Origin of the sequence: Geopseudomonas sagittaria, from assembly GCF_900115715.1 — a bacterium.
Classification (GTDB): domain Bacteria; phylum Pseudomonadota; class Gammaproteobacteria; order Pseudomonadales; family Pseudomonadaceae; genus Geopseudomonas; species Geopseudomonas sagittaria.
This window is the reverse complement of the sequence record NZ_FOXM01000014.1, coordinates 67441-89645: the sequence shown is the minus strand read 5'-3', so window position 1 is coordinate 89645 and position 22205 is coordinate 67441. Positions and strand designations below refer to the sequence as shown.

Here is a 22205-nt window from a genome sequence, read left to right as displayed (position 1 = left end):
CCCGCCGGCCACGGTTTTCGCCTTTCCCGAGGATTCCCATGGACCGCTATTGCGTGTTCGGCAACCCCATCGGCCACAGCAAGTCGCCGCTGATCCACCGCCTGTTCGCCGCGCAGACCGGCGAGCAGCTGACCTACGACGCCCTGCTGGCGCCGCTGGACGACTTCACCGCGTTCGCCCGCGCCTTCTTCGCCGAGGGCCTGGGCGCCAACGTCACCGTGCCGTTCAAGGAGGAGGCCTTCCGCCTCGCCGACGAACTGACCGCCCGAGCTGCCCGCGCCGGCGCGGTGAACACCCTGAAGAAGCTGGAAGGCGGCCGCCTGCTCGGTGACAACACCGACGGCGCCGGCCTGGTGCGCGACCTCACCGTCAACGCCGGCCTCGATCTGGCCGGCAAGCGCATCCTGCTGCTCGGCGCCGGTGGCGCGGTGCGCGGCGTGCTCGAGCCGCTGCTGGCCGAGCGGCCGGCCGAACTGGTGATCGCCAACCGCACGGTGGAGAAGGCCGAGGAGCTGGCGCGGCTGTTCGCCGATCTCGGCCCGGTGGTCGCCAGCGGCTTCGACTGGATCGACGCGCCGGTCGACCTGATCGTCAACGGCACCTCGGCCAGCCTGGCCGGCGAGCTGCCGCCGATCTCGCCGAGCCTGATCCAGCCGGGGCATACCGTCTGCTACGACATGATGTACGCCAAGGAGCCGACCGCCTTCAATCGCTGGGCGGCCGAGCACGGCGCGGCGCGCACCCTCGACGGTCTGGGCATGCTGGTCGAGCAGGCCGCCGAGGCCTTCTTCGTCTGGCGCGGCGTGCGCCCGGACTCGGCGCCGGTGCTCGCCGAGCTGCGCCGCCTGCTGGGCTGAGTGTCGCGGGGCGCCATGGCGCCCCGCCTGTCCCCGCTCCGCCGACCCCGGGCACAGAGCTGACTACTGAATTCAGCAGCGTGTCGCGGCGCCTTCCTAGTCCTTGAACTGCAGCGGGCAGGCCTCGGCGCCTTCCAGCTTGAGCAGCTCCTCGCGCACCCGCGGACGCACCCGGCGCAGCACCAGGCTGCGCTGCTGCAGGCCCAGACGGCGCGCCTCCTGGTGGAGCATCACCACCCCGGCGTAGTCGATGAAGTTGACGTAGTGGGCGTCGAGCACCACGGCCGGCGCCTGGCTGGCCTGGATGTGCCGCTGCAGGTAGGCGCAGGCGCCGAAGAAGATCGAGCCCTCGATGCCCAGCACCTCGTCGCGGCCCTCGTACCAGCGCTGCAGGCGCGGCTGCGAGGTGCGCTTGAGATAGAACAGCAGCGAGGCCAGCACCCCGGCGTAGATCGCCGTCTGCAGCTCCAGCAGCAGGGTGGCGGCGCAGGTCAGCGCCATCACCGCAAACTCCGGCCGGCTCACCCGCCACAGCGCGCGCAGGCCGGGCGCGTCCACCAGTCCCCGGCAGATCAGCAGGATCACCGCGGCCATCGCCGGCAGCGCAATGTGTGCCAGCAGCGCCGCGCCGTACAGGGCGAACAGCGCCACCCACAGCGCCGAGAACACCCCGGCCAGCGGCGACAGCGCACCGGACTGCTGGTTGAGCGCCGAGCGGGTGAACGAGCCGGCCGACAGGTAGGCGGAGAACCAGGGGCCGACCAGGTTGGCCAGGCCCTGGCCACGCACCTCGGTATCCACCTCGAGGATCTGCTGCGACTGCTGGGCCAGCGCACGGGCGATCGACAGGCTGGTGACCAGGCCGAGCAGGCCGAGGGCCACCGCCGCCGGCAGCAGGGTCAGCACGCTGTCGAGATCGAAGCGCAGCACGGCCAGCGGCGGCAGGCTGCCGGCGAAGGCCTCGACCTGCGGCACCGCGGCGAACCAACCGGGCAGCAGCCAGACCAGCAGGCTGCCGGCGAGGATGGCCAGCAGCAGCGCCGGCAGGCGCGGCCACAGCCGGTGCACCCCCAGCGCCACGCCGAGGGTCAGCGCGGCCACCGCCAGCGATGGCCAGTGCGCCTCGCGCAGGTGCTCGCCCAGCACCAGCGCGCCCTTGAGCGCGGTGGCCTGGCCGGGCAGGTCGAGGCCGAGCAGGTTGGGCACCTGGCCGAGGGCGATCACCAGGGCGGCGCCGAGGGTGAAGCCGAGCAGCACCGACTGCGAGATGAAATTGACCAGGCTGCCGAAGCGCAGCAGGCCGAGCAGCCACTGGAACAGCCCGGCGAGGAAGCTGAGCAGCAGCACCAGGGCGACGTAGTCGGGGCTGGCTGGCACGGCCAGCGGGCTGACGCTGGCGAACAGCACCACCGAGATCGCCGCGGTCGGCCCGCCGATCAGGTGCAGCGAGGAGCCCCACAGGCAGGCGACGATCACCGGCACCACCGCGGCGTACAGGCCGTACTCGGCCGGCAGGCCGGCGATCAGCGCATAGGCGATCGCTTGCGGCAGGGCGAGGATCGCCCCGGTCAGGCCGACCAGGGCATCGCGGCCGAGGCTGCGCGCAGTGACCTGCGGCAGCCAGCGGAGGAACGGCAGCAGGCTGTAGCGATGGGGCATGGGGATTCGCCGCGCGACTCATTGACCGCCACAGGGTAGCGGATCGGCGCCGCGCTGGCCCGTGCGGGCTATCATGGGCCTCGTCCTCCCGACTCCGCAGCAGGCATCGCCATGAACGAGCTGAACCCCGCCGTCATCCGCGGCTGGCACGCCCACGTCTACTTCGACGCACAGACCCTCGAGCAGGCGCGCAGCCTGTGCGAGGCCGCCGCCGCGCGCTTTCCCGGCCTGAAGATGGGCCGCGTGCACGAGCGGGCGGTCGGCCCGCACGCGGACTGGAGCTGCCAGCTGGCCTTGCGCGCCGAGCTGTTCGCCGCGGTGCTGCCGTGGCTGGCGCTCAACCGCCAGGGCCTGACCGTGTTCGTCCACCCGATCACCGGCGAGGACCTGGTCGACCACCGCGATCGCGCCATCTGGCTGGGCAGCGTGCGCCCGCTGGATCTGTCGGTGTTGCCGGAGACCTCGGTGGTCTACGACCTCTGAGGCTCCTGGCGCAATAAAAAAAACCGGGCGCCAGGCCCGGTCAAGATTCCCGAGGGTGGGAATGACGCTCAAATCACTTGCCGCTCGCGCAGGCCGGCGAGGGCGGCGGCATCCAGGCCGAGCAGCTCGCCGAGCACGGCGTCGGTGTGTTCGCCGAGCAGCGGCGGCGCGTTGCGGTACTGCACCGGGGTGGCCGACAGGCGTAGCGGGCTGGCCACTCCCGGCACTGTGCCGGCCAACGGGTGCGGCAGCTCCACCTTGAGGCCGCGGGCGATCACCTGCGGGTCGGCGAACACCTGGGCGAGGTCGTTGATCGGCCCGCACGGTACGCCGGCCGGCTCCAGCGCGGCGATCCACTCGGCGGTGCTGCGAAACACCGTGGCCTGGCGGATCAGCGGGATCAGCACGTCGCGATGGGCGACCCGCGCGCTGTTGCTGGCGAAGCGCGGGTCCTCGGCCCATTCGGCATGCCCGGCGATTTCGCAGAACTTGCGGAACTGGCCGTCGTTGCCGACGGTGAGGATGAAGTCGCCGTCGGCGGTGGGGAAATCCTGGTACGGCACGATGTTCGGGTGGGCGTTGCCCATGCGCCGCGGCGCCACGCCGGTGGTCAGGTAGTTCATCGCCTGGTTGGCCAGGCAGGCCACCTGCACGTCGAGCAGGGCCATGTCGATGTGCTGGCCGATGCCGGACTGCTCGCGGTGCGCCAGCGCGCCGAGCACCGCGGTACTGGCGTACAGGCCGGTGAGGATGTCGGTCAGCGCCACGCCGACCTTCACCGGCCCGGCACCCTCCTCGCCCTCGGCGCGGCCGGTCAGGCTCATCAGCCCGCCGAGGCCCTGGATCATGAAGTCGTAGCCGGCGCGCTGGGCGTAGGGGCCGTCCTGGCCGAAGCCGGTGATCGAGCAGTAGATCAGCCGCGGGTTGAGTTCCTTGAGGCTGGCGTAGTCGAGGCCGTAGGCGGCCAGGCCGCCGACCTTGAAGTTCTCGAGGAGGATGTCCGACTGCGCCACCAGCTCGCGGATGATGCGCTGGCCTTCCGCGCGGGTGAAGTCGACGGTCAGCGACTTCTTGTTGCGGTTGGCGCTCAGGTAGTAGGCCGCCTCCGTGGTGTTCTCGCCGCGGGCGTCGCGCAGGAACGGCGGCCCCCAGTGGCGGGTGTCGTCGCCGGCGCCGGGGCGCTCGACCTTGAGCACCTCGGCGCCGAGGTCGGCGAGGATCTGCCCGGCCCACGGGCCGGCCAGCACGCGGGACAGGTCGAGGACGCGGATATGCGACAGGGCGCCGGACATGGGAACCTCGTGAAGTGGCGATGTGCTCGATGGGTTAGCCGCATGGCGGCCTAACCCATCCAGCGAGGTGATGGGTAGCGCTGCGCTCAACCCATCCAGCGGATCCGGGGGGTCAGGCTCAGAAGAACGCCTGGATGCCGGTCTGCGCGCGGCCGAGGATCAGCGCGTGGATGTCGTGGGTGCCCTCGTAGGTGTTGACCACCTCGAGGTTGACCAGGTGACGGGCCACGCCGAACTCGTCGCTGATGCCGTTGCCGCCGAGCATGTCGCGCGCCAGGCGGGCGACGTCCAGCGCCTTGCCGCAGCTGTTGCGCTTCATGATCGAGGTGATCTCCACCGCCGCGGTGCCCTCGTCCTTCATGCGGCCCAGGCGCAGGCAGCCCTGCAGGGCCAGGGTGATCTCGGTCTGCATGTCGGCCAGCTTCTTCTGGATCAGCTGGTTGGCGGCCAGCGGGCGGCCGAACTGCTGGCGGTCGAGGGTGTACTGGCGCGCGGTGTGCCAGCAGGCCTCGGCGGCGCCCAGTGCGCCCCAGGCGATGCCGTAGCGCGCCGAGTTCAGGCAGGTGAACGGGCCCTTGAGGCCGCGCACCTCGGGGAAGGTGTTCTCCTCGGGGACGAACACGTTGTCCATGACGATCTCGCCGGTGATCGAGGCGCGCAGGCCGACCTTGCCGTGGATCGCCGGGGTGGTCAGGCCCTGCCAGCCCTTCTCCAGCACGAAGCCGCGGATGTGGCCGTCGTCGTCCTTGGCCCAGACCACGAACACGTCGGCGATCGGGCTGTTGGTGATCCACATCTTGCTGCCGGTCAGCCGGTAGCCGCCGTCGACCGTCCTGGCGCGGGTGATCATCGAGCCCGGGTCGGAGCCGTGGTTCGGCTCGGTCAGGCCGAAGCAGCCGATCCACTCGCCGCTGGCCAGCTTGGGCAGGTACTTCTGCCGGGTGGCCTCGTTGCCGAACTCGTAGATCGGCACCATCACCAGGGAGGACTGCACGCTCATCATCGAGCGGTAGCCGGAGTCGATGCGCTCCACCTCGCGGGCGATCAGCCCGTAGCACACGTAGTTGAGGCCGCTGCCGCCGTACTCGGCCGGGATGGTCGCGCCGAGCAGGCCGGTCTCGCCCATCTCGCGGAAGATCGCCGGGTCGGTGTGCTCGTGGCGGAAGGCTTCCAGCACCCGCGGCGCCAGCTTGTCGGCGGCGAACTTCTGCGCGCTGTCGCGCACCATGCGTTCCTCGTCGGCCAGTTGCTGGTCGAGCAGCAGCGGGTCTTCCCAGTTGAAGCGGGCGTTGGCGGCCATGGGCGGAATCCTCGGAGTGTTGTTGTTGGCAAAGGGTTCGATGTCCCGATCCTAGGCGGGCTGGCCGCCGGGCGGCAAGCGAGGATTTCGCACGCTGCTGTGCTATTTTCTCACTCCGAGATAGCCGCAGGCGGCTATTCAATCATCGGAGAGTGAGGCCGTCGCACATGCGTCGCAAGATTCCCAGCACCGCCGCGCTGGTCGCCTTCGAGTCGGCGGCGCGCCACCAGAGCTTCACCAAGGCCGCCGAGGAGCTGGCGCTGACCCAGAGCGCGGTGTGCCGGCAGATCGCCAGCCTCGAGACCTTCCTCGGCATCGAGCTGTTCCGCCGCACCCGCCGCGGCGTCATGCTCACCGAGGATGGCCTGTCCTACAGCCGGCGCATCGCCGCCCAGCTCGACGCGGTGGAGCGCGACACCCTGGCGGTGATGGGCCAGCAGGGCGGCACCAGCCTGGAGCTGGCGGTGGTGCCGACCTTCGCCACCCAGTGGCTGCTGCCGCGCCTCAAGGACTTCCAGCGCCTGCACCCCGAGGTCACCGTCAACCTGACCAACCGCACCCGCCCGTTCCTGTTCGCCGACACCGAGTTCGACGCCGCGCTGTACTTCGGCGATGCCGACTGGCCGGGCACCCGCGCCAGCTTTCTGATGCGCGAGAACCCGGTGCCGGTGTGCAGCCCCGAGCTGCTTGCCGCGCACGCGGAGTGGGATGCCCGACCGATCGCGGCCCGACAGATCGCCGCCCTGCCGCTGCTGCAGCAGAGCACCCGGCCCTATGCCTGGCGGCAGTGGTTCGGCTCGCTCGGCCTGCAGGTCGAGGGCGACCTGCGCGGGCCGCGCTACGAGCTGTTCTCCATGCTCGCCCAGGCGGCCATGCACGGCATGGGCGTGGCGCTGATCCCGCCGCTGATGATCCAGCGCGAGCTGGCCGAGGGCCGCCTGGTGGTGCCGCTGGAGCATGCCCTGCAGCTCAGCGACAAGGCCTATTACCTGGTCATCCCCGAGCGCAAGCTGGAGCTGGCGGCGCTGCGCGCCTTCCGCGACTGGCTGCTCGACGCGGCGCAGTGCTATCGCCGCGAGGCCGGACTGGAGTGAGTCATGCCCCTGTGGAGGTGTCCCTGATGCCGGTGTCATCCCGCCAGCGCTTCTTCATCGTCCTGCTGCTGATCCTCGCCGGCCTGCTGGCCAGCGTGTGGCTGGCCGGGCGCTACGCCGAGCGTCGCCAGTGGCTCGAGCGCAGCGTCGAGGCCCAGGGCCAGCTGGAGCTGTACGCGCAGTCGCTGCGCATCCTGGTCGAGCGCTTCCGCGCCGTGCCGGCGATCGTCGCCCACGACGGCGAGGTGCAGGCCACCCTGCGCGCCGGCGCCGATCCGCTGCTGCGCCAGCAGCTCAATCACCGCCTGCAGCGCCTCAACGCCGAGGCCGGCGCGGCGGTGCTCTACGTCCTCGACGCCCGCGGCGAGACCATCGCCGCCAGCAACTGGCAGGAGCCGGGCAGCTTCGTCGGCAACCACTACGATTTTCGACCCTACTTCCAGGACGCCATGCGCGAGGGCCGCGGCCGCTACTTCGCGGTCGGGGTGACCACCGGGGTGCCCGGCTACTTCCTGTCGCGGGTGGTGCGCGACCTCGACGGCCGCGCGCTGGGCGTGGTGGTGCTCAAGCTGGAGATGGAGGAGCTGCAGCGCGACTGGGCCGGGCAGAGCGGCGTGCTACTGGTCACCGACCGCCACGGCATCGCCATCCTCGCCAGCCGCCCGGCCTGGCGCTTCCGCCACCTGCCGGGACTCTCCGCCGCGCAGCGCGCCGAGCTGCTGGCGGCGCGCAAGTACGCCGAGCAGACCCTGCAGCCGCTCGGCCTGCAGGCGCTGCGCGCTCTCGACGGGGGCGGCGCGCTGCAGCGGGTCGACGGCCCGGACGGGCGCCGCGACTACCTGTGGCAGCGCCGCGTGCTGAGCGAGGAGGGCTGGACCCTGCACCTGCTGCACGAGGCCCATGCACCCGGCGGCGCGGTGCGCAGCTATCGCCTGGCCGCCGGTGGCGCCTGGCTGGCGCTGGCCTTCCTGCTGCTGTTCCTCGCCCAGCGCCAGAAGAACCGCCGCCTGCGCCAGCGTTCGCGCGCCGAGCTGGAGCGCCTGGTCGACGAACGTACCGCCGAACTGCGCCAGGCCCAGGATGAGCTGGTGCAGGCTGCCAAGATGGCCGCGCTGGGGCAGATGTCCGCCGCGCTGGCCCACGAGATCAACCAGCCGCTGACCGCCATGCGCATGCAGCTGGGCAGCCTCGGCCTGCTGCTGGCGCGCAACGACGCCGAGGCCACGCAGACCTGCCTGGCGCGCATCGACGGTCTGCTCACCCGCATGGCCGCGCTCACCGGCCACCTGAAGACCTTCGCCCGCAACAGCCCCGGCGGCCTGCGCGAGCGCCTGCAGCCGGACACCGTGGTCGACCACGCCCTGCTGCTGCTCGAGCCGCGCATCCGCCAGGACGACGTGCTGGTGCTGCGCCAGCGCAACGCCGAGGCCTGGGTCGAGGGCGACGCCATCCGCCTCGAGCAGGTGCTGGTCAACCTGCTGCACAACGCCCTCGACGCCATGCTCGGCAGGACGGTGCGCGAGCTGCGCATCGACCTGCAGCGCGACGGCGACGCCTGGCTGCTGACCGTCGGCGACAGCGGCGGCGGCATCGCGCCCGGCGACCTGGCGCGGGTGTTCGAGCCGTTCTTCACCACCAAGCCGGTCGGCGAGGGCCTGGGTCTCGGCCTCGCCGTGTCCTACGGCATCGTCCGCGAGCTGGGCGGCCAGCTCGAGGTGGACAACGACCGCGACGGCGCGCTGTTCCGCATCCGCCTGCCGGCGGTGGCGGCGCCGGTTACACTGGCTGCCGGCCAGCAGGAGTGAACATGCAGCAGCAGATCATCTTCATCGACGACGAGGCGCCGATCCGCGAGGCGGTGCAGCAGTGGCTGGAACTGTCCGGCCTCAGCGTGCGCACCTGCGCGCGCGCCGAGGAGGCGCTGGCACTGCTCGATGCCGAGTTCCCCGGCGTGGTGGTCAGCGACGTGCGCATGCCCGGCATCGACGGCCTGGCCCTGCTGGCGAAGCTGCAGGCGCTGGACGCCGAGCTGCCGGTGATCATGGTCACCGGCCACGGCGACGTGCCCATGGCGGTGGCGGCCCTGCAGCAGGGAGCCTACGACTTCATCGAGAAGCCCTTCACCCCCGAGCGCCTGCTTTCCAGCCTGCAGCGTGCGCTGGACAAGCGCCGCCTGGTCTGCGAGAACCGCGCGCTGCGCCGCCAGGTGAGCGAGCGCGGGCGCATCGAGGGCCAGCTGCTCGGCGTGTCGCCGGCGATGGTCGAGCTGCGCCGGCAGATCCTCGAGCTGGCGCCCACCGCGGTCAACGTGCTGATCCGCGGCGAGACCGGCAGCGGCAAGGAGCGCGTGGCGCGCTGCCTGCACGACTTCAGCCCGCGCGCCGCCAAGGCCTTCGTCGCCCTCAACTGCGCGGCGATTCCCGAGCAGCTGTTCGAGAGCGAGCTGTTCGGCCACGAGAGCGGCGCCTTCACCGGCGCCCAGGGCAAGCGCATCGGCCGCATCGAGCACGCCGACGGCGGCAGCCTGTTCCTCGACGAGGTGGAGAGCCTGCCACTGGCCCAGCAGGCCAAGCTGCTGCGCGTGCTGCAGGAGAAGAGCCTGGAGCGCCTCGGCTCCAACCGCAGCATCGCCGTCGACCTGCGGGTGATCAGCGCGGTCAAGCCCGACCTCGCCGCCGAGGTGCGCGCCGGGCGCTTTCGCGAGGACCTGTTGTACCGCCTCAACGTCGCCGAGCTGCACATCCCGCCGCTGCGCCAGCGCCGTGAGGACATCCCCCTCTTGTTCGACCACTTCGCCCGCGAGGCCGCCGCCCGCCACGGCCGTGAGCCGCGCCCGCTGACGCCGGTCGAACTGGCCCGCCTGCTCGCCCACGACTGGCCGGGCAACGTGCGCGAACTGGCCAACGCCGCCGAACGCCACGCCCTCGGCCTCGGTCGCGGCCCGGCGGTGGCCAGCCCCAGCCAGTCGCTGGCCGCCCAGCTCGACGCCTTCGAGGAACAGTGCCTGCGCCAGGCCCTGCAGCAGTGCCACGGCAACATCGCCGAGACCATGGCCCTGCTGCAGCTGCCGCGGCGCACGCTGAACGAGAAGATGCAGAGGCATGGGATCAGTCGCGGGGAGTTCGTCGAGGGCGGGGCGACGGAGCGCTGAGGCGGGCCGCCCTTGCGGCCACATTCCTCGCTCGAAAGGCGACACCGGACTGCGGCTAGTGCCAATCCGCTAGCGCGTACTGCGCCCGCCACCGGGCAGGCGCTCCAGGCAGCCCTTGTCCAGCAGGTCGGCGGATTCTTGCCGATACCCCTTCCCTCATCGGCAAGAATCCGCCGACTCCTGTCCGCTCGCCCGCCGCAGACCCGCATGCCACGGGCCTTCCCGCTTCTGGCACAGCTCCTGCAATCAGATTCTTCGCAATACGTTGCAGTCGCCGCCCGCTGCTGGCGACCCCGCTGCGACGGAGCGCAACTCTTACAACAAGACGGAGAAGTCCCCATGAAACTGAGCAAGCGCCTGAGCCTGTTCGCCGCTGCCGCGGCTCTGACTGCCAGCACCGCGGTTCTCGCCGCGCCGACCTTCATCAACATCCTCACCGGCGGCACCAGCGGGGTGTACTACCCGATCGGCGTCGGCCTGTCGCAGCTGTACAGCAACGGCATCGAAGGTTCGAAGACCTCTGTGCAGGCCACCAAGGCTTCGGTGGAGAACCTCAACCTGTTGCAGGCCGGTCGCGGCGAGCTGGCCTTCGCCCTCGGCGACTCGGTGGGCGACGCCTGGAACGGGGTCGAGGACGCCGGCTTCAAGGCGCCGCTGAAGAACCTGCGCGCCATCGCCGGCACCTACAACAACTACATCCAGGTGGTCGCCAGCGCCGACTCCGGGATCAAGACCCTGGCCGACCTCAAGGGCAAGCGCATTTCCGTCGGCGCGCCGAAGTCCGGCACCGAACTGAACGCCCGCGCCATCTTCAAGGCCGCCGGCATGTCCTACGAGGATCTCGGCAAGGTCGAGTTCCTGCCCTACGCCGAGTCGGTCGAGCTGATCAAGAACCGCCAGCTGGACGCCACCCTGCAGTCCTCGGGCCTGGGCATGGCGGCGATCCGCGACCTGGCCACCACCATGCCGGTGACCTTCGTGGCGATCCCCGCCGAGGTGGTGGAGAAGATCGGCAGCCCGGCCTACCAGGCCGGCGTCATCCCGGCCGGCACCTACGACGGCCAGAGCGCCGACGTGCCCACCGTGGCGATCACCAACATCCTGGTGACCCACAGCAAGGTCTCCGACGAGGTGGCCTACCAGATGACCAAGCTGATGTTCGACAACCTCGAGCGTCTGGGCACCGCCCACTCGGCGGCCAAGGACATCAAGCTGGAAACCGCCACCCAGAACCTGCCGATCCCGCTGCACCCGGGTGCCGAGCGCTTCTACAAGGAAGCCGGCGTACTCAAGTAAGCGGCTGCGGCCAGACCGCCGGTCGCCTTGCCCAGGGCGGCCGCGGTTGCCGGCCGGGCAGGTTGCCTACGCAAGGCGCTCGCGTCGGCAGGCCTGTCGCCCGTCCGCCGCGGCCGATCTTTCGCGCAGAACCTAAGCTGTAGTCAATTCCGATCCGTTCGTGCCGGCGCCTGCGCCGGTGCCCGCCCCCTTCCGTCCGGCCTGCCGGCGTGGAGGGCGTCGTCATGGGCAGCCGTTGCCGGCTGCCGAGAGGGTGTTTCCATGAGCGAAAGCCAAGGCATGTCCGCCAGCCCCAGCCAGTGGCCGAAGGCGCTGTTCTACGTGGCGCTGCTGTTCTCCACCTACCAGATCATCACCGCCGCCTTCCACCCGGTGACCAGCCAGGTGCTGCGCGCCGGCCACGTCGGTTTCCTGCTGCTGCTGGTGTTCCTCTGCTACCCGGCCCACGGCAGCAAGCGGCCGTTCCAGCCGCTGGCCTGGCTGCTCGGCCTGGCCGGCATGGCCACCTTCGCCTACCAGTGGGTGTTCGAGGCCGACCTGATCCAGCGCTCGGGCGATCTGACCACGGCCGACATGGCCATCGGCCTGCTGCTGATCGCCCTGGTGTTCGAGGCGGCGCGACGGGTGATGGGCATCGCCCTGCCGCTGATCTGCGGCCTGTTCCTCGCCTACGCACTGCTCGGCCAGTACCTGCCGGGCGACCTGGCGCACCGCGGCTACGGTCTCGACCAGGTGGTCAACCAGCTGTCCTTCGGCACCGAGGGCCTGTACGGCACGCCGACCTACGTGTCGGCGACCTACATCTTCCTGTTCATCCTGTTCGGCGCCTTCCTCGAGCAGGCCGGGATGATCAAGCTGTTCACCGACTTCGCCATGGGCCTGTTCGGCCACAAGCTCGGCGGCCCGGCCAAGGTCTCGGTGTTCTCCTCGGCGCTGATGGGCACCATCACCGGCTCGGGGGTGGCCAACGTGGTCACCACCGGCCAGTTCACCATCCCGCTGATGAAGCGCTTCGGCTACAAGCCCGCCTTCGCCGGCGGCGTCGAGGCCACCGCCAGCATGGGCAGCCAGCTGATGCCGCCGGTGATGGGCGCGGTGGCCTTCATCATGGCCGAGACCATCAACGTGCCCTTCGTCGAGGTGGCCAAGGCCGCGCTGATCCCGGCGCTGCTGTACTTCGGCTCGGTGTTCTGGATGGTCCACCTGGAAGCCAAGCGCGCCGGCCTCAAGGGCCTGCCCAAGGACCAGTGCCCGAACCCCTGGGCGGCGGTCAAGGAGCGCTGGTTCCTGCTGATCCCGCTGGGCGTGCTGATCGCCCTGCTGTTTTCCGGACGCACGCCGATGTTCTCCGGCACCGTCGGCCTGGCGCTGACCGCCATCGTCATCCTCGGCTCGGCGATCATCCTCAAGGTCTCCTCGTTCGGCCTGCGCATGGCCTTCTGGATCGCCCTCGGCGTGCTCTGCGCCGGCTTCTTCCGCCTCGGCATCGGCGTGGTGTTCGGCGTCATCGCCCTGCTGGTGGTGGCCTGCTGGTTCGTCAAGGGCGGCCGCGACACCCTGCGCGTGTGCGTCGACGCGCTGGTCGAGGGCGCCCGCCACGCGGTGCCGGTGGGCATCGCCTGCGCCCTGGTCGGGGTGATCATCGGCGTGGTGTCGCTGACCGGGGTGGCCTCCACCTTCGCCGGCTACATCCTCGCCATCGGCCAGGACAACCTGTTCCTCTCCCTGGTGCTGACCATGGTCACCTGCCTGGTGCTGGGCATGGGCATCCCGACCATCCCCAACTACATCATCACCAGCTCGATCGCCGCACCCGCGCTGCTCGACCTCGGCGTGCCGCTGATCGTCTCGCACATGTTCGTGTTCTACTTCGGCATCCTCGCCGACCTCACTCCGCCGGTGGCGCTGGCCGCCTTCGCCGCGGCGCCGATCGCCGGCGAGAAGGGCCTGAAGATCAGCCTGTGGGCGGTGCGCATCGCGGTGGCCGGCTTCGTGGTGCCGTTCATGGCGGTGTACAGCCCGGCGCTGATGCTGCAGGGCGACAGCCTGGCGGCCACCGCCTATGTGGCGGTCAAGGCGCTGTTCGCCATCGGCCTGTGGGGCGTGGCGTCGATCGGCTACCTGCGCGGGCCGCTGGCCTGGTGGGAGCGCCTGCCGGCCTTCGCCGCCGGTGCCTGCCTGATCCTCGCCCTGCCGATCACCGACGAGCTCGGCTTCGCCCTCGGCGCGCTGACCATCGCCGCGCACCTGTGGCGCACCCGCCAGAGCGCCCAGACGGTCGGTGCATGATCGGCCTGTGCCTGGGGCTGGCCGGTGTGGTGTGGGCCGAGTTGCCCGTGCCGGCCTTCACCCTGGCCTGGACCCACAGCATCGAGAAGGTGCGCTGGGAGGAGGACTACCGCGTCACCGCCGAGGGCCTGCTGCTCGGCGAGGCGCGGGTCAAGGGCAGCGGCGCCGGCATGGAGATCCCGGCCGACGCCGTCCTGCACGCGGGCAGCTGGCACTACCGCCGCCAGCTGCCGCCGCTGCAACCCCTGCGTGTCGGGCGTACGCCCGAGGCGGGGGACTACCAACTGTGCTTCGATGGCGCCTGTCACGAACTGAGTGAATGGCTCGGTCCGCCACGAGCGGACCGGCCGGCGCTGGAGCTGTGGAGTTGCGCGCCGGCTACGCCTGGAGCATGAACCAAACCCCGGGCGACACCAGTCTCCGGGAGTTTTTGCTGGCGAGTTCGGCGCAGCCATTCCATTACTGATATGGCATCTCAAATAAGATACTTTCTTATTTGTATTGACGAGGTGGGCACCTCGGTGGAATCATTTTTGAGAATTATTCGCATCGACGGGCGAGCAGCCTGCCGCACGCCTCTCAAAGACCTCCGGAGCCTTCCCCGTGACCTTCCGCAAGACCGCCCTGGCCCTCGCCTGCGCCCTGCACGCTGGCCTGTTGTCGACTGTCCATGCCGCCGAGACGGATGAGGCCCTGCAGCTCGACGCCTCGACCATCGTCGGCCAGGCCGACGGTGCCGCCGCCGAGCGCGACTCCTACCAGGCCAAGCCGAGCAGCGCGGCCACCAGGCTGGAGCTGAGCCCGCGCGAGACGCCGCAGTCGGTGTCGACCATAACCCGCGCCCAGCTCGACGACTTCAGGCTGACCAGCGTCAACGAGGCGCTCAAGTACAGCCCGGGCATCGCCGTGCAGGAGGTGGAGACCGACCGTACCTACTTCACCGCGCGCGGCTTCGACATCACCAACTTCCAGTACGACGGCATCGGCGCCCCGTTCGTCTACGGCAACCTCGACGGCAGCATCGACACCGCGCCCTTCGAGCGCATCGAGGTGGTGCGCGGCGCCAACGGCCTGATGTCCGGCACCGGCAACCCCTCGGCGACCATCAACTTCGTGCGCAAGCGGCCGACCGCCACGCCGCAGGCGCGCATCGACCTGACCGCCGGCTCCTGGGACCAGCGACGCATCGACACCGACGTCTCCGGGCCGCTGACCGACTCCGGCAACGTCCGCGGTCGGCTGGTCTACGCCCACGAGGACAAGAACTCCTATCTGGACCGCTACTCGCGGGAAAAGAACGTATTCCACGGCGTGCTCGAGGCAGATCTCTCCGAGCGCACCACCCTGAGCCTGGGCCACACCCTGCAGAAGACCGCCGCCGACAGCCCGATGTGGGGCGCCCTGCCGCTGTACTTCAGCGACGGCTCGGCCTCCGACTTCTCGCGCTCGACCAGCACCTCGGCCGACTGGGCGTTCTGGGACAACGAGGAGCAGCGCACCTTCGTCGAGCTGGAGCACGACCTGGGCAACGGCTGGCAGGCCAAGGGCGTGCTGACCCGCGTGGAGAAGGACGGCGACGGCCGCCTGTTCTACGTCTACGGCACCCCGGACGCCGCCACCGGCCTCGGCCTTTTCAGCTATCCGTCCGAGTACGAGGACGACAACCGCCAGTGGCTGGCCGACCTCTACGTCAGCGGCCCCTTCGCCCTGCTCGGCCGCGAGCACGAGCTGGTCGCCGGGGTGAGCGGTTCGAAGTCCGAACTCGACGACATCTCCCACTACGGCCAGGGCATCGGCACCGCCCTGCCGCCGCTGCAGGACTGGCGCGGCGACTACCCGCTGCCGGCGTTCGACTTCTTCGTCGATGGCAGCAGCTTCGAGGACAAGCAGAAGAGCGTCTACGCCGCCACCCGCCTGAGCCTGGCCGACCCGCTGACCCTGATCGCCGGCGCGCGGGCGACCTGGGTGGACAGCGAGGGCGAGAGCTACGGCCGCGCCCGTTCGCGCGAGGACGACGCGGTCACCCCCTATGCCGGCCTGGTCTACGACCTCAACGAGCAGTACTCGCTGTACGCCAGCTACACCGAGATCTTCGACCCGCAGACCCGCCTGGACGCCAGCGGCGACCGGCTCGACCCGGTCGAGGGGCGCAGCTTCGAGCTGGGCGTCAAGGGCGAACTGTTCGACGGCCGCCTCAACGTCGCCGCCGCCACCTTCAAGACCTACCAGGACAACATGGCCGAGTCGGCCGGCTTCGTCGGCGGCCGGCAGATCTACGCGGGCGTCGACTACCTGAGCGAGGGCTACGAGCTGGAGCTGTCCGGCGAGCTGCTGCCGGGGCTGCAGGTCAGCGCCGGCTACACCTTCGTCGACGTGCAGGACGCCGAGCACCGCCACGCCAAGACCTACGCGCCCAAGCACCTGTTGCGCGCCGCCACCACCTACCGCCTGGCGCAGCTGCCGCAGCTCAAGGTGGGCGCCAGCCTGAGCTGGCAGGACGCCATCCACCGCGACGTCACCCTGCCCGACGGCAGCGCCGGCAAGATCGAGCAGGACGCCTACGCCCTGGTCGGCCTGATGGCCAGCTACGACATCGACCCCAACTGGAGCGTTTCGGCCAACCTCGACAACCTCACCGACGAGAAGTACATCACCAGCCTGTACTGGGAACAGGGCTACTACGGCGCACCGCGCAACGCCAGCATGACCGTCAGCTGGAAGTACTGACCGCTTGCCCCTTGACCGCCCCGCGCGCCATCCGGCGGGCGGGGCCGGTCATTTTCCATCGTCGATTCGGAGTACCCCCATGCGGCCCCTGCTGGTCCTGCTGCACCGCTGGTGCGGCCTGTTCATCGCCCTGTTCCTGTTCGTCGCCGGCCTCACCGGCGCGCTGATCTCCTGGGATCACGAGCTGGACGAGTGGCTCAACCCCGACCTGTTCGAGGCGCGCAGCAGCGGCCCGGCGCAGGCGCCGCTGGCGCTCGCCGACGCCCTCGAGGCCAGCGACCCGCGCCTGCGCGTCTCCTGGCTGCCGCTGGCCGTCGAGCCCGGCCACGCGCTGGGGGTTAGCGTCGACCCGCGTATTGATCCGGCCACCGGCAAGGCCTTCGCGCTGGGCTTCAACCAGCTTGCCCTCGACCCGGTCAGCGGTGCGGTGCAGGGCAGCCGCCAGTGGGGCGAGATCTCGCTGAGCCGCGAGAACCTGCTGCCGTTCCTCTACAAGCTGCACTACAGCCTGCACATCCCCGACGGCTTCGGCCTGGAACTCGGCGTGCTGCTGTTCGGCGTGGTCGCCATCGTCTGGTGCCTCGACTGCCTGGTCGCCCTCTGGCTGTCCTTCCCCAGCCGCCGCGCCTGGCGCAAGTCGTTCGCCTTCCGCTGGCGGCGCGGCGGCTACCCGCTCAACTTCGATTTGCACCGTTCCGGCGGCGTCTGGGTATGGGCGTTGCTGCTGGTGCTGGCGGTCACCTCGGTGTCGATGAACCTCAACGTGCAGGTGATGCGCCCGCTGGTCGAGCTGTTCTCGCCGCTCTCGCCCAGCCCGTTCGCCAGCCGCACGCCGGTCACTCTCGACGAGCAGCGCGAGCCGGCGCTCGGCCGTGTCGAGATACTGCAGCGCGCCGCGGCCGAAGCCGCGCGCCTGGGTCTCGACCTGCCGGCGGGCGGCATCTTCCACTCCGCCGAGTACGACCTCTACGGGGTCGGCTTCTTCACCCTGGAGAACGAGCACGGCGACGGCGGCCTGGGCAATCCCTGGCTGTACCTCGACGCCCAGGACGGCCGCCTGCTCGGCACGCAGATCCCCGGCAGCGGCAGCGCCGGCGAGGTGTTCATGCAGGCGCAGTTCCCCCTGCACTCCGGGCGCATCCTCGGCCTGCCGGGGCGCATCCTGGTGTCGTTCATGGGCCTGATGGTGGCCATGCTGTCGCTGACCGGCATCGTCATCTGGCTGAGGAAGCGCGCGGCGCGTCGGCAGGCAGCGCTGGCGACCCGTATGCCGGAAGTCCGCGCGCGGGGGCTCGCTCAGGGCTAGGGCCGCGCTGCGGCGGCTCTACCTGCCGCCGTGGCCTGGCGCACAGGCGGGATCAGCGCCCCGCCCTGCAGGCGCCGCGGCCGGCAGGTGATTACCGTTGGTCGGATTTCTGCGCGCATGGCGGATATTCGCTGTCGCACTTCTTATATCAAAGCGACTTTATTTTGATATCAACGCGACGTATAAGGAGCGCCTTTTCATAAAGGCGACAAATAATTATATCGATGGTCTATGCCTTGGTTTTTCATTGGAAATGGCTATCGGCAAGTATCATTTTCTCGATTGATTCATGTCAGGCAATTGCGCAGAATTCGCGCGTTTCTGATCTTCCATGGTCAGGTTTATTGATAAAACAGTCCGACGCATCGAGGAATAAGCCATGCATCAGTGGCATCAGGTATTTTTGGCCGAATTTGCGGTGAGCCATGGCCGCTCCACCGCCTCGAGCCGGAGCAATGTGGTGGGGCAGAAGCGCAAGGCCCAGGCCAAGGCGCGCCGCGAGCCTTCCTGAGCGATGCGCAGAGGCTTCAGCGGAAATAACGGCTGAGCAGCGAGGACATGTAACCGCCCTTGCCAACGATCTTGCGTATATAGGGAACGTAGTCCATGTCGTCCTGCTTGACATGGCTGATCAGCCACAGGCCGATATAGATGCGTGCCCGCGCGACGATCTTCACGCAGTTGGTGCAGTCGTGCAGTTTCTGCAGTAATTCATTGGCCCGCTCCTTGAAAGTCTCGTGGACCTCGCGGTGGGCATCGAGCATCGGGTAGTCGGCCTTCTCCATCAGCGACTCCTCGAAGGTATTGTGGGCGATCGCTTAGCTCACCAGCCCGTGCCGCACGCCCTCCAAATTTCTGGCCTCCTTGCGGGCGATCACCCCCCTCGACCTCCTTCAGGTAGTCGAACAGCCTTCAGCCGCCCGCCGCCAGAAACTCTGCGCCACCGCGTCGTGGGCGTGCAGGCTCTCGGCGTGCTCCACCCGCACGCTGAACGCCTCCAGCCCCGGCTGGCGCAGCAGCGCGGCGTGCAGGCGCCGCGCTGCGTCCTCGCAGAACATCAGGTTCTGGCCGTTGGCCAGGGCGAAGGCCTGCTCGTCGGCACGCTTCACCGCGGTCTGCAGGGCGGTGCCCAGCGCCGCCTCGGCGCGCTCGATCAGCTCCAGCAGCGGCAGGTGTACGGCAGCTGTGGATAGTTGCACGCGCAGCGTGGCGGTCGAGCGCTGGCTGTGCGGGGTGGCCAGGCTGCCGGCGCTGCTGCCCAGCCACTCCAGTACCGCGCCCTGTTCCAGTTCCCGACCAGCGAAGTCGGCAGCGAAGCGCTGCTGGAGCAGCTGGCGGGCCAGCGCCGCCGAGCACGGGCAGGTCGACGAGTAGCCGATCGCCACTTCCAGCTCCACCCTCAGCCCGCCCGCATACAGCTGGGCATCGACTACCAGCGGATAACCCTTCCAGCCGGCCAGCGGACTGACCAGCGCCGGCCGCCGCAGCAGCGCCTCGCCGCGGATCTCCAGCTGGGCGCGCGCCGACAGCTCGCGGTGGCTGGCGAGGAACTCGCCGAGCACCCTGGCCAGCAGCGCCGGGGTCAGCTCTTCCGTTTCCAGCGCGGCCAGCGCCAGGTACAGGCGCGACATGTGGATGCCGCGCGCCGCCGCGTCGTCGAGGCTGACCCCGGCGCTGACCCGCGCGGCGAGGCGCTGGCCGAGGAGCACGACCGGCTGGGCGATGCCGGCCATGCCGACCCGCTCCAGCGGCAGGCGGGCGGTGGTGGTTTGCGCGGCGATATCCGGCAGGCTGAGGCTGTTCATCGGCAATCCCTTGGTGGTCAGGCGGGAGAAAATGTTATGTTATAACTCAAATTTAACCAAGCGCTGCCGTCTGCCATTCGAGGTCAACCGATGGATTCCCGTCTTCCCGTCACCGTGCTGTCCGGCTTCCTGGGCGCCGGCAAGAGCACCCTGCTCAACCACGTGCTGAAGAACCGCGCCGGCCTCAGGGTCGCGGTGATCGTCAACGACATGAGCGAGGTGAACATCGATGCCGTCGCCGTGCAGCAGGGCGTCAGCCTCAGCCGCGGCGAGGAACAGCTGGTGGAGATGAGCAACGGCTGCATCTGCTGCACCCTGCGCGAGGACCTGCTCGACGAGGTCGCCCGCCTGGCCGGCGAGGGGCGCTTCGACTACCTGCTGATCGAATCGACCGGCATCGCCGAACCGCTGCCGGTGGCCGAGACCTTCACCTTCCGCGACGAACAGGGGCAGAGCCTGGCCGACCTGGCGCGTCTCGACACCATGGTCACCGTGGTCGACGGGGTGAACTTCCTGCGCGACCTGCACGAAGCCGAGTCGCTGGAAAGCCGCGGCGAGAGCCTCGGCGCGGATGACGAGCGCTCGGTCACCGACCTGCTGATCGACCAGGTGGAGTTCGCCGACGTCATCCTGGTCAGCAAGATCGACCTGATCTCCAGCGCCGAGCGCGCCGAACTGCTGGCCATGCTCGGTCGCCTCAATCCGCAGGCCGAGGTGCTGCCGATGGTCATGGGCCAGGTGGAATTGGCGAAGATCCTCGATACTGGGCGCTTCGACTTCGAGCGCGCGGCCCAGGCGCCGGGCTGGCTGGCCGAGCTGCGTGGCGAACACGTGGCGGAGACCGAGGAATACGGCATCGCCTCCACCGCCTGGCGGGCGCGCCGGCCGCTGCATCCGCAACGCTTCCACGACTTCCTGCACCGCGAGTGGGACAGCGGCCGCCTGCTGCGCTCCAAGGGCTGGTTCTGGCTGGCCAGCCGGCCGGCGGAGGCCGGCAGCTGGTCGCAGGCCGGCGGGCTGATGCGCTACGGCTACGCCGGGCGCTGGTGGCACGCGACGCCGCGCGAGCAGTGGCCTGTGGATGCGGAGAGCCGCGCGGCGATCCTCGCCAACTGGGACGAGGCCAGCGGCGACCGCCGCCAGGAGCTGGTGTTTATCGGCCAGCACATCGACTTCGCCCGCCTGCACGCCGAGCTGGACGCCTGCCTGCTCGACGAGGTGGAACTGGCGCTGGGCGAGGACGCCTGGCGGACGCTGGAGGATCCGTTCGATCCGTGGCTGGAGGAGGTCGCCTAAGCCTCAGGGCCTGTTCATGATCTGCTGCGCGTCGGCCATGCTGCGTTGAAATCGGTTTCGGGATGCTCATTTGCACCCAGCAAACTCCGCTTTCTCAACCGATTTCGCTTTGTCTGGCTCTAGCTCGCGAGATCGTGAGCCGGCCCTCAGGGCGTGCGCCACGCCCCGCCGCTCTGTCCCTCGCAGAACGGCTTGAGGAAGCGGGCGTCGCTGGACACGCCGTAGTAGTGGATGTCCTGGCGGTAGGCCGGGCCGCCGGCCTGGGCGCCGCTGCAGATGCCGTAGGCGCCCTCGGGGCACTGCTCGACGAACTCGACCTTGATCTCCTGATCCTTGAGCTTCGGCTGGCAGAAGCCGTCGCGGAACAGCCCCTTGGGGATGCTGACGTTCTGCTGGCAGACCTGCACCGCCACGCCCTGGCCCTGGCTGTGCACCACACAGGCCTCGGCCAGCGCCGGCAGCGGCAGGACGGCGAGCAGGAAGGGCAGGATCTGGCGCATGGACGGGCTCCGGTTGGCTGGACGGGGCTCCGCAGCGGAGCTGGCGCGCAGTTTACCCGGCGACCGCCGCGCTGGCGCGGGCGGCCATCGCGGTTTGCCGGTAAGCTGGCGAGAATGACCCGCCGATGCAGTTGTCCACAGCAGGGCACAGCTTACCCCCAGGCTTATCCACAGGCAGTCCATGCTCAAGCACATCCCCACCCATCTGATCGCCGGCCCGCTGGGCGCCGGCAAGACCACCCTGATTCGCGAGCTGCTGGCGCAGAAGCCGGCCGGCGAGCGCTGGGCGATCCTGATCAACGAGTTCGGCCAGATCGGCCTGGATGCCGCGCTGCTGACCACCGACGAAGACGGCATCGCCCTCGGCGAGGTGGCCGGCGGCTGCCTGTGCTGCGTCAACGGCGCACCCTTCCAGGTCGGTCTCGGCCGTCTGCTGCGCCAGGCGCGCCCGGACCGCCTGCTGATCGAGCCTTCCGGCCTCGGCCACCCGGCCGAGCTGCTGCGCCAGCTGCAGGACGCGCCGTGGCGCGAGGTGCTCGCCGTGCAGCCCTGCGTGCTGGTGCTGGACGCCGCCGCCCTGGCCGCCGGCCGGCCGCTGCCGCCGGCGCAGCAGGCCGCGCTGGGCGCGGCCGGGCTGTTGCTGCTGAACAAGAGCGAGGCGCTGGACGCCACTGCCCGCGCCCTGCTCGCCGCCCAGCTGCCGGTGCGGCCGCTGCTGTGGACCGAGCAGGGGCGACTGCCGCTCGGCGAGCTGCCGGGCATCCACGCGCGGGCACAGGCGGGTAGTGTGGAGGAAAAGTTACCCACAGGTGCTGGCCAGCTGCCGGCGCTGTGGAGCGATTCGGGGCAGCCGATCTGCCAGATCCATGCCGAAGACGGCGGCTGGAGCATCGGCTGGCGCTGGCACCCCAGCCAGCGCTTCGAGCGCGACCAGGTCGCCGCCTGGCTGGCCACCCTGCCCTGGCGGCGCGCCAAGCTGCTGCTGCACGGCGCGGACGACGGCTGGCACAGCGCCAACGCGCTGGACGGCGCGCCACTGGAGTGGCGCAGCAGCGAGTGGCGTCGGGATTCGCGGCTGGAGCTGATCTTTGCCGAGGCGCGGGACGCGGAGGCGTTGCAGGCGGGGCTGGCGGCCTGTCGGCTGGACTGA

Annotated in this window: 19 protein-coding genes; 13 read left to right on the top strand and 6 right to left on the bottom strand. The window is 69.9% G+C overall.

What is annotated here, in order from left to right:
• Positions 1-38: 38 nt before the first annotated feature.
• Positions 39-857: a shikimate dehydrogenase gene (gene aroE / locus BM297_RS16420; protein ID WP_092433451.1), complete on the top strand. Its 819-nt coding sequence runs from the start codon at positions 39-41 to the stop codon at positions 855-857.
• 96 nt (positions 858-953) lie between these two features.
• Here the strand turns inward: aroE and BM297_RS16415 are convergent, their stop codons facing one another.
• The gene (locus BM297_RS16415) at positions 954-2522 is read right to left on the bottom strand and encodes a SulP family inorganic anion transporter (protein ID WP_092433449.1); all 1569 of its coding nucleotides are present in this window, start codon (positions 2520-2522) and stop codon (positions 954-956) included.
• Positions 2523-2627: 105 nt separating this feature from the next.
• On the opposite strand from BM297_RS16415, the gene BM297_RS16410 reads away from it, so the two are divergent.
• The gene (locus BM297_RS16410; RefSeq protein ID WP_092433447.1) at positions 2628-2999 is read left to right on the top strand and encodes a DOPA 4,5-dioxygenase family protein; all 372 of its coding nucleotides are present in this window, start codon (positions 2628-2630) and stop codon (positions 2997-2999) included.
• 68 nt (positions 3000-3067) lie between these two features.
• Here the strand turns inward: BM297_RS16410 and BM297_RS16405 are convergent, their stop codons facing one another.
• Positions 3068-4291: a CaiB/BaiF CoA transferase family protein gene (locus BM297_RS16405; protein ID WP_092433442.1), complete on the bottom strand. Its 1224-nt coding sequence runs from the start codon at positions 4289-4291 to the stop codon at positions 3068-3070.
• A 118-nt stretch (positions 4292-4409) separates the two neighbouring features.
• Positions 4410-5591: an acyl-CoA dehydrogenase gene (locus tag BM297_RS16400; protein ID WP_092433440.1), complete on the bottom strand. Its 1182-nt coding sequence runs from the start codon at positions 5589-5591 to the stop codon at positions 4410-4412.
• 167 nt (positions 5592-5758) lie between these two features.
• Here BM297_RS16400 and BM297_RS16395 point away from each other — a divergent pair, with 167 nt between their 5' ends.
• From BM297_RS16395 to BM297_RS22330, 9 genes are all read left to right on the top strand, one after another.
• Entirely contained in the window at positions 5759-6685 is a 927-nt protein-coding gene (locus BM297_RS16395; protein ID WP_092433438.1) for a LysR substrate-binding domain-containing protein, read from the top strand.
• A 26-nt stretch (positions 6686-6711) separates the two neighbouring features.
• On the top strand, positions 6712-8490 hold the full coding sequence (locus BM297_RS16390) for a sensor histidine kinase (RefSeq protein ID WP_092433523.1): 1779 nt from the start codon (positions 6712-6714) through the stop codon (positions 8488-8490).
• 2 nt (positions 8491-8492) lie between these two features.
• Positions 8493-9836 (top strand): sigma-54-dependent transcriptional regulator, encoded by a 1344-nt coding sequence (locus tag BM297_RS16385; RefSeq protein ID WP_092433436.1) that lies wholly within the window; start codon positions 8493-8495, stop codon positions 9834-9836.
• A gap of 339 nt (positions 9837-10175) precedes the next feature.
• A complete protein-coding gene (locus BM297_RS16380) occupies positions 10176-11132 on the top strand; it encodes a TAXI family TRAP transporter solute-binding subunit (protein ID WP_092433434.1) in 957 nt (318 codons plus the stop codon).
• 261 nt (positions 11133-11393) lie between these two features.
• Positions 11394-13421, top strand: coding sequence for a TRAP transporter permease (locus BM297_RS16375; protein ID WP_092433432.1), 2028 nt, complete (start codon positions 11394-11396; stop codon positions 13419-13421).
• Positions 13418-13816 (top strand): DUF1850 domain-containing protein, encoded by a 399-nt coding sequence (locus tag BM297_RS16370; protein ID WP_092433430.1) that lies wholly within the window; start codon positions 13418-13420, stop codon positions 13814-13816. Before BM297_RS16375 ends, BM297_RS16370 begins: the two co-directional genes overlap by 4 nt.
• Before the next feature lie 208 nt (positions 13817-14024).
• Positions 14025-16148 carry a TonB-dependent siderophore receptor gene (locus BM297_RS16365; RefSeq protein WP_245768276.1) on the top strand — a complete coding sequence of 708 codons (2124 nt, stop codon included), beginning with the start codon at positions 14025-14027 and terminating at the stop codon, positions 16146-16148.
• 79 nt (positions 16149-16227) lie between these two features.
• Entirely contained in the window at positions 16228-17454 is a 1227-nt protein-coding gene (locus tag BM297_RS16360; RefSeq protein ID WP_092433427.1) for a PepSY-associated TM helix domain-containing protein, read from the top strand.
• 379 nt (positions 17455-17833) lie between these two features.
• Positions 17834-17965, top strand: coding sequence for a hypothetical protein (locus tag BM297_RS22330; protein WP_281250255.1), 132 nt, complete (start codon positions 17834-17836; stop codon positions 17963-17965).
• Between the two features lie 16 nt (positions 17966-17981).
• Here BM297_RS22330 and BM297_RS16355 read toward each other — a convergent pair whose 3' ends face one another.
• Both BM297_RS16355 and folE2 read right to left on the bottom strand, forming a co-directional pair.
• Positions 17982-18269 carry a bacteriohemerythrin gene (locus tag BM297_RS16355; protein WP_281250257.1) on the bottom strand — a complete coding sequence of 96 codons (288 nt, stop codon included), beginning with the start codon at positions 18267-18269 and terminating at the stop codon, positions 17982-17984.
• A 78-nt stretch (positions 18270-18347) separates the two neighbouring features.
• Positions 18348-19259, bottom strand: a complete 912-nt coding sequence (gene folE2 / locus BM297_RS16350; protein ID WP_092433421.1) for a GTP cyclohydrolase FolE2 — start codon at positions 19257-19259, stop codon at positions 18348-18350.
• Positions 19260-19349: 90 nt separating this feature from the next.
• Between folE2 and zigA the strand changes: the two genes are divergently transcribed.
• Complete coding sequence (zigA, locus tag BM297_RS16345) at positions 19350-20555, top strand: zinc metallochaperone GTPase ZigA (protein WP_092433419.1); 1206 nt, start codon at positions 19350-19352, stop codon at positions 20553-20555.
• A gap of 146 nt (positions 20556-20701) precedes the next feature.
• On the opposite strand, the gene BM297_RS16340 is transcribed toward zigA, so the two are convergent.
• A complete protein-coding gene (locus BM297_RS16340) occupies positions 20702-21055 on the bottom strand; it encodes an NADH:ubiquinone oxidoreductase (protein WP_092433416.1) in 354 nt (117 codons plus the stop codon).
• Positions 21056-21236: 181 nt separating this feature from the next.
• Between BM297_RS16340 and BM297_RS16335 the strand changes: the two genes are divergently transcribed.
• Positions 21237-22205, top strand: a complete 969-nt coding sequence (locus BM297_RS16335; protein WP_092433414.1) for a CobW family GTP-binding protein — start codon at positions 21237-21239, stop codon at positions 22203-22205.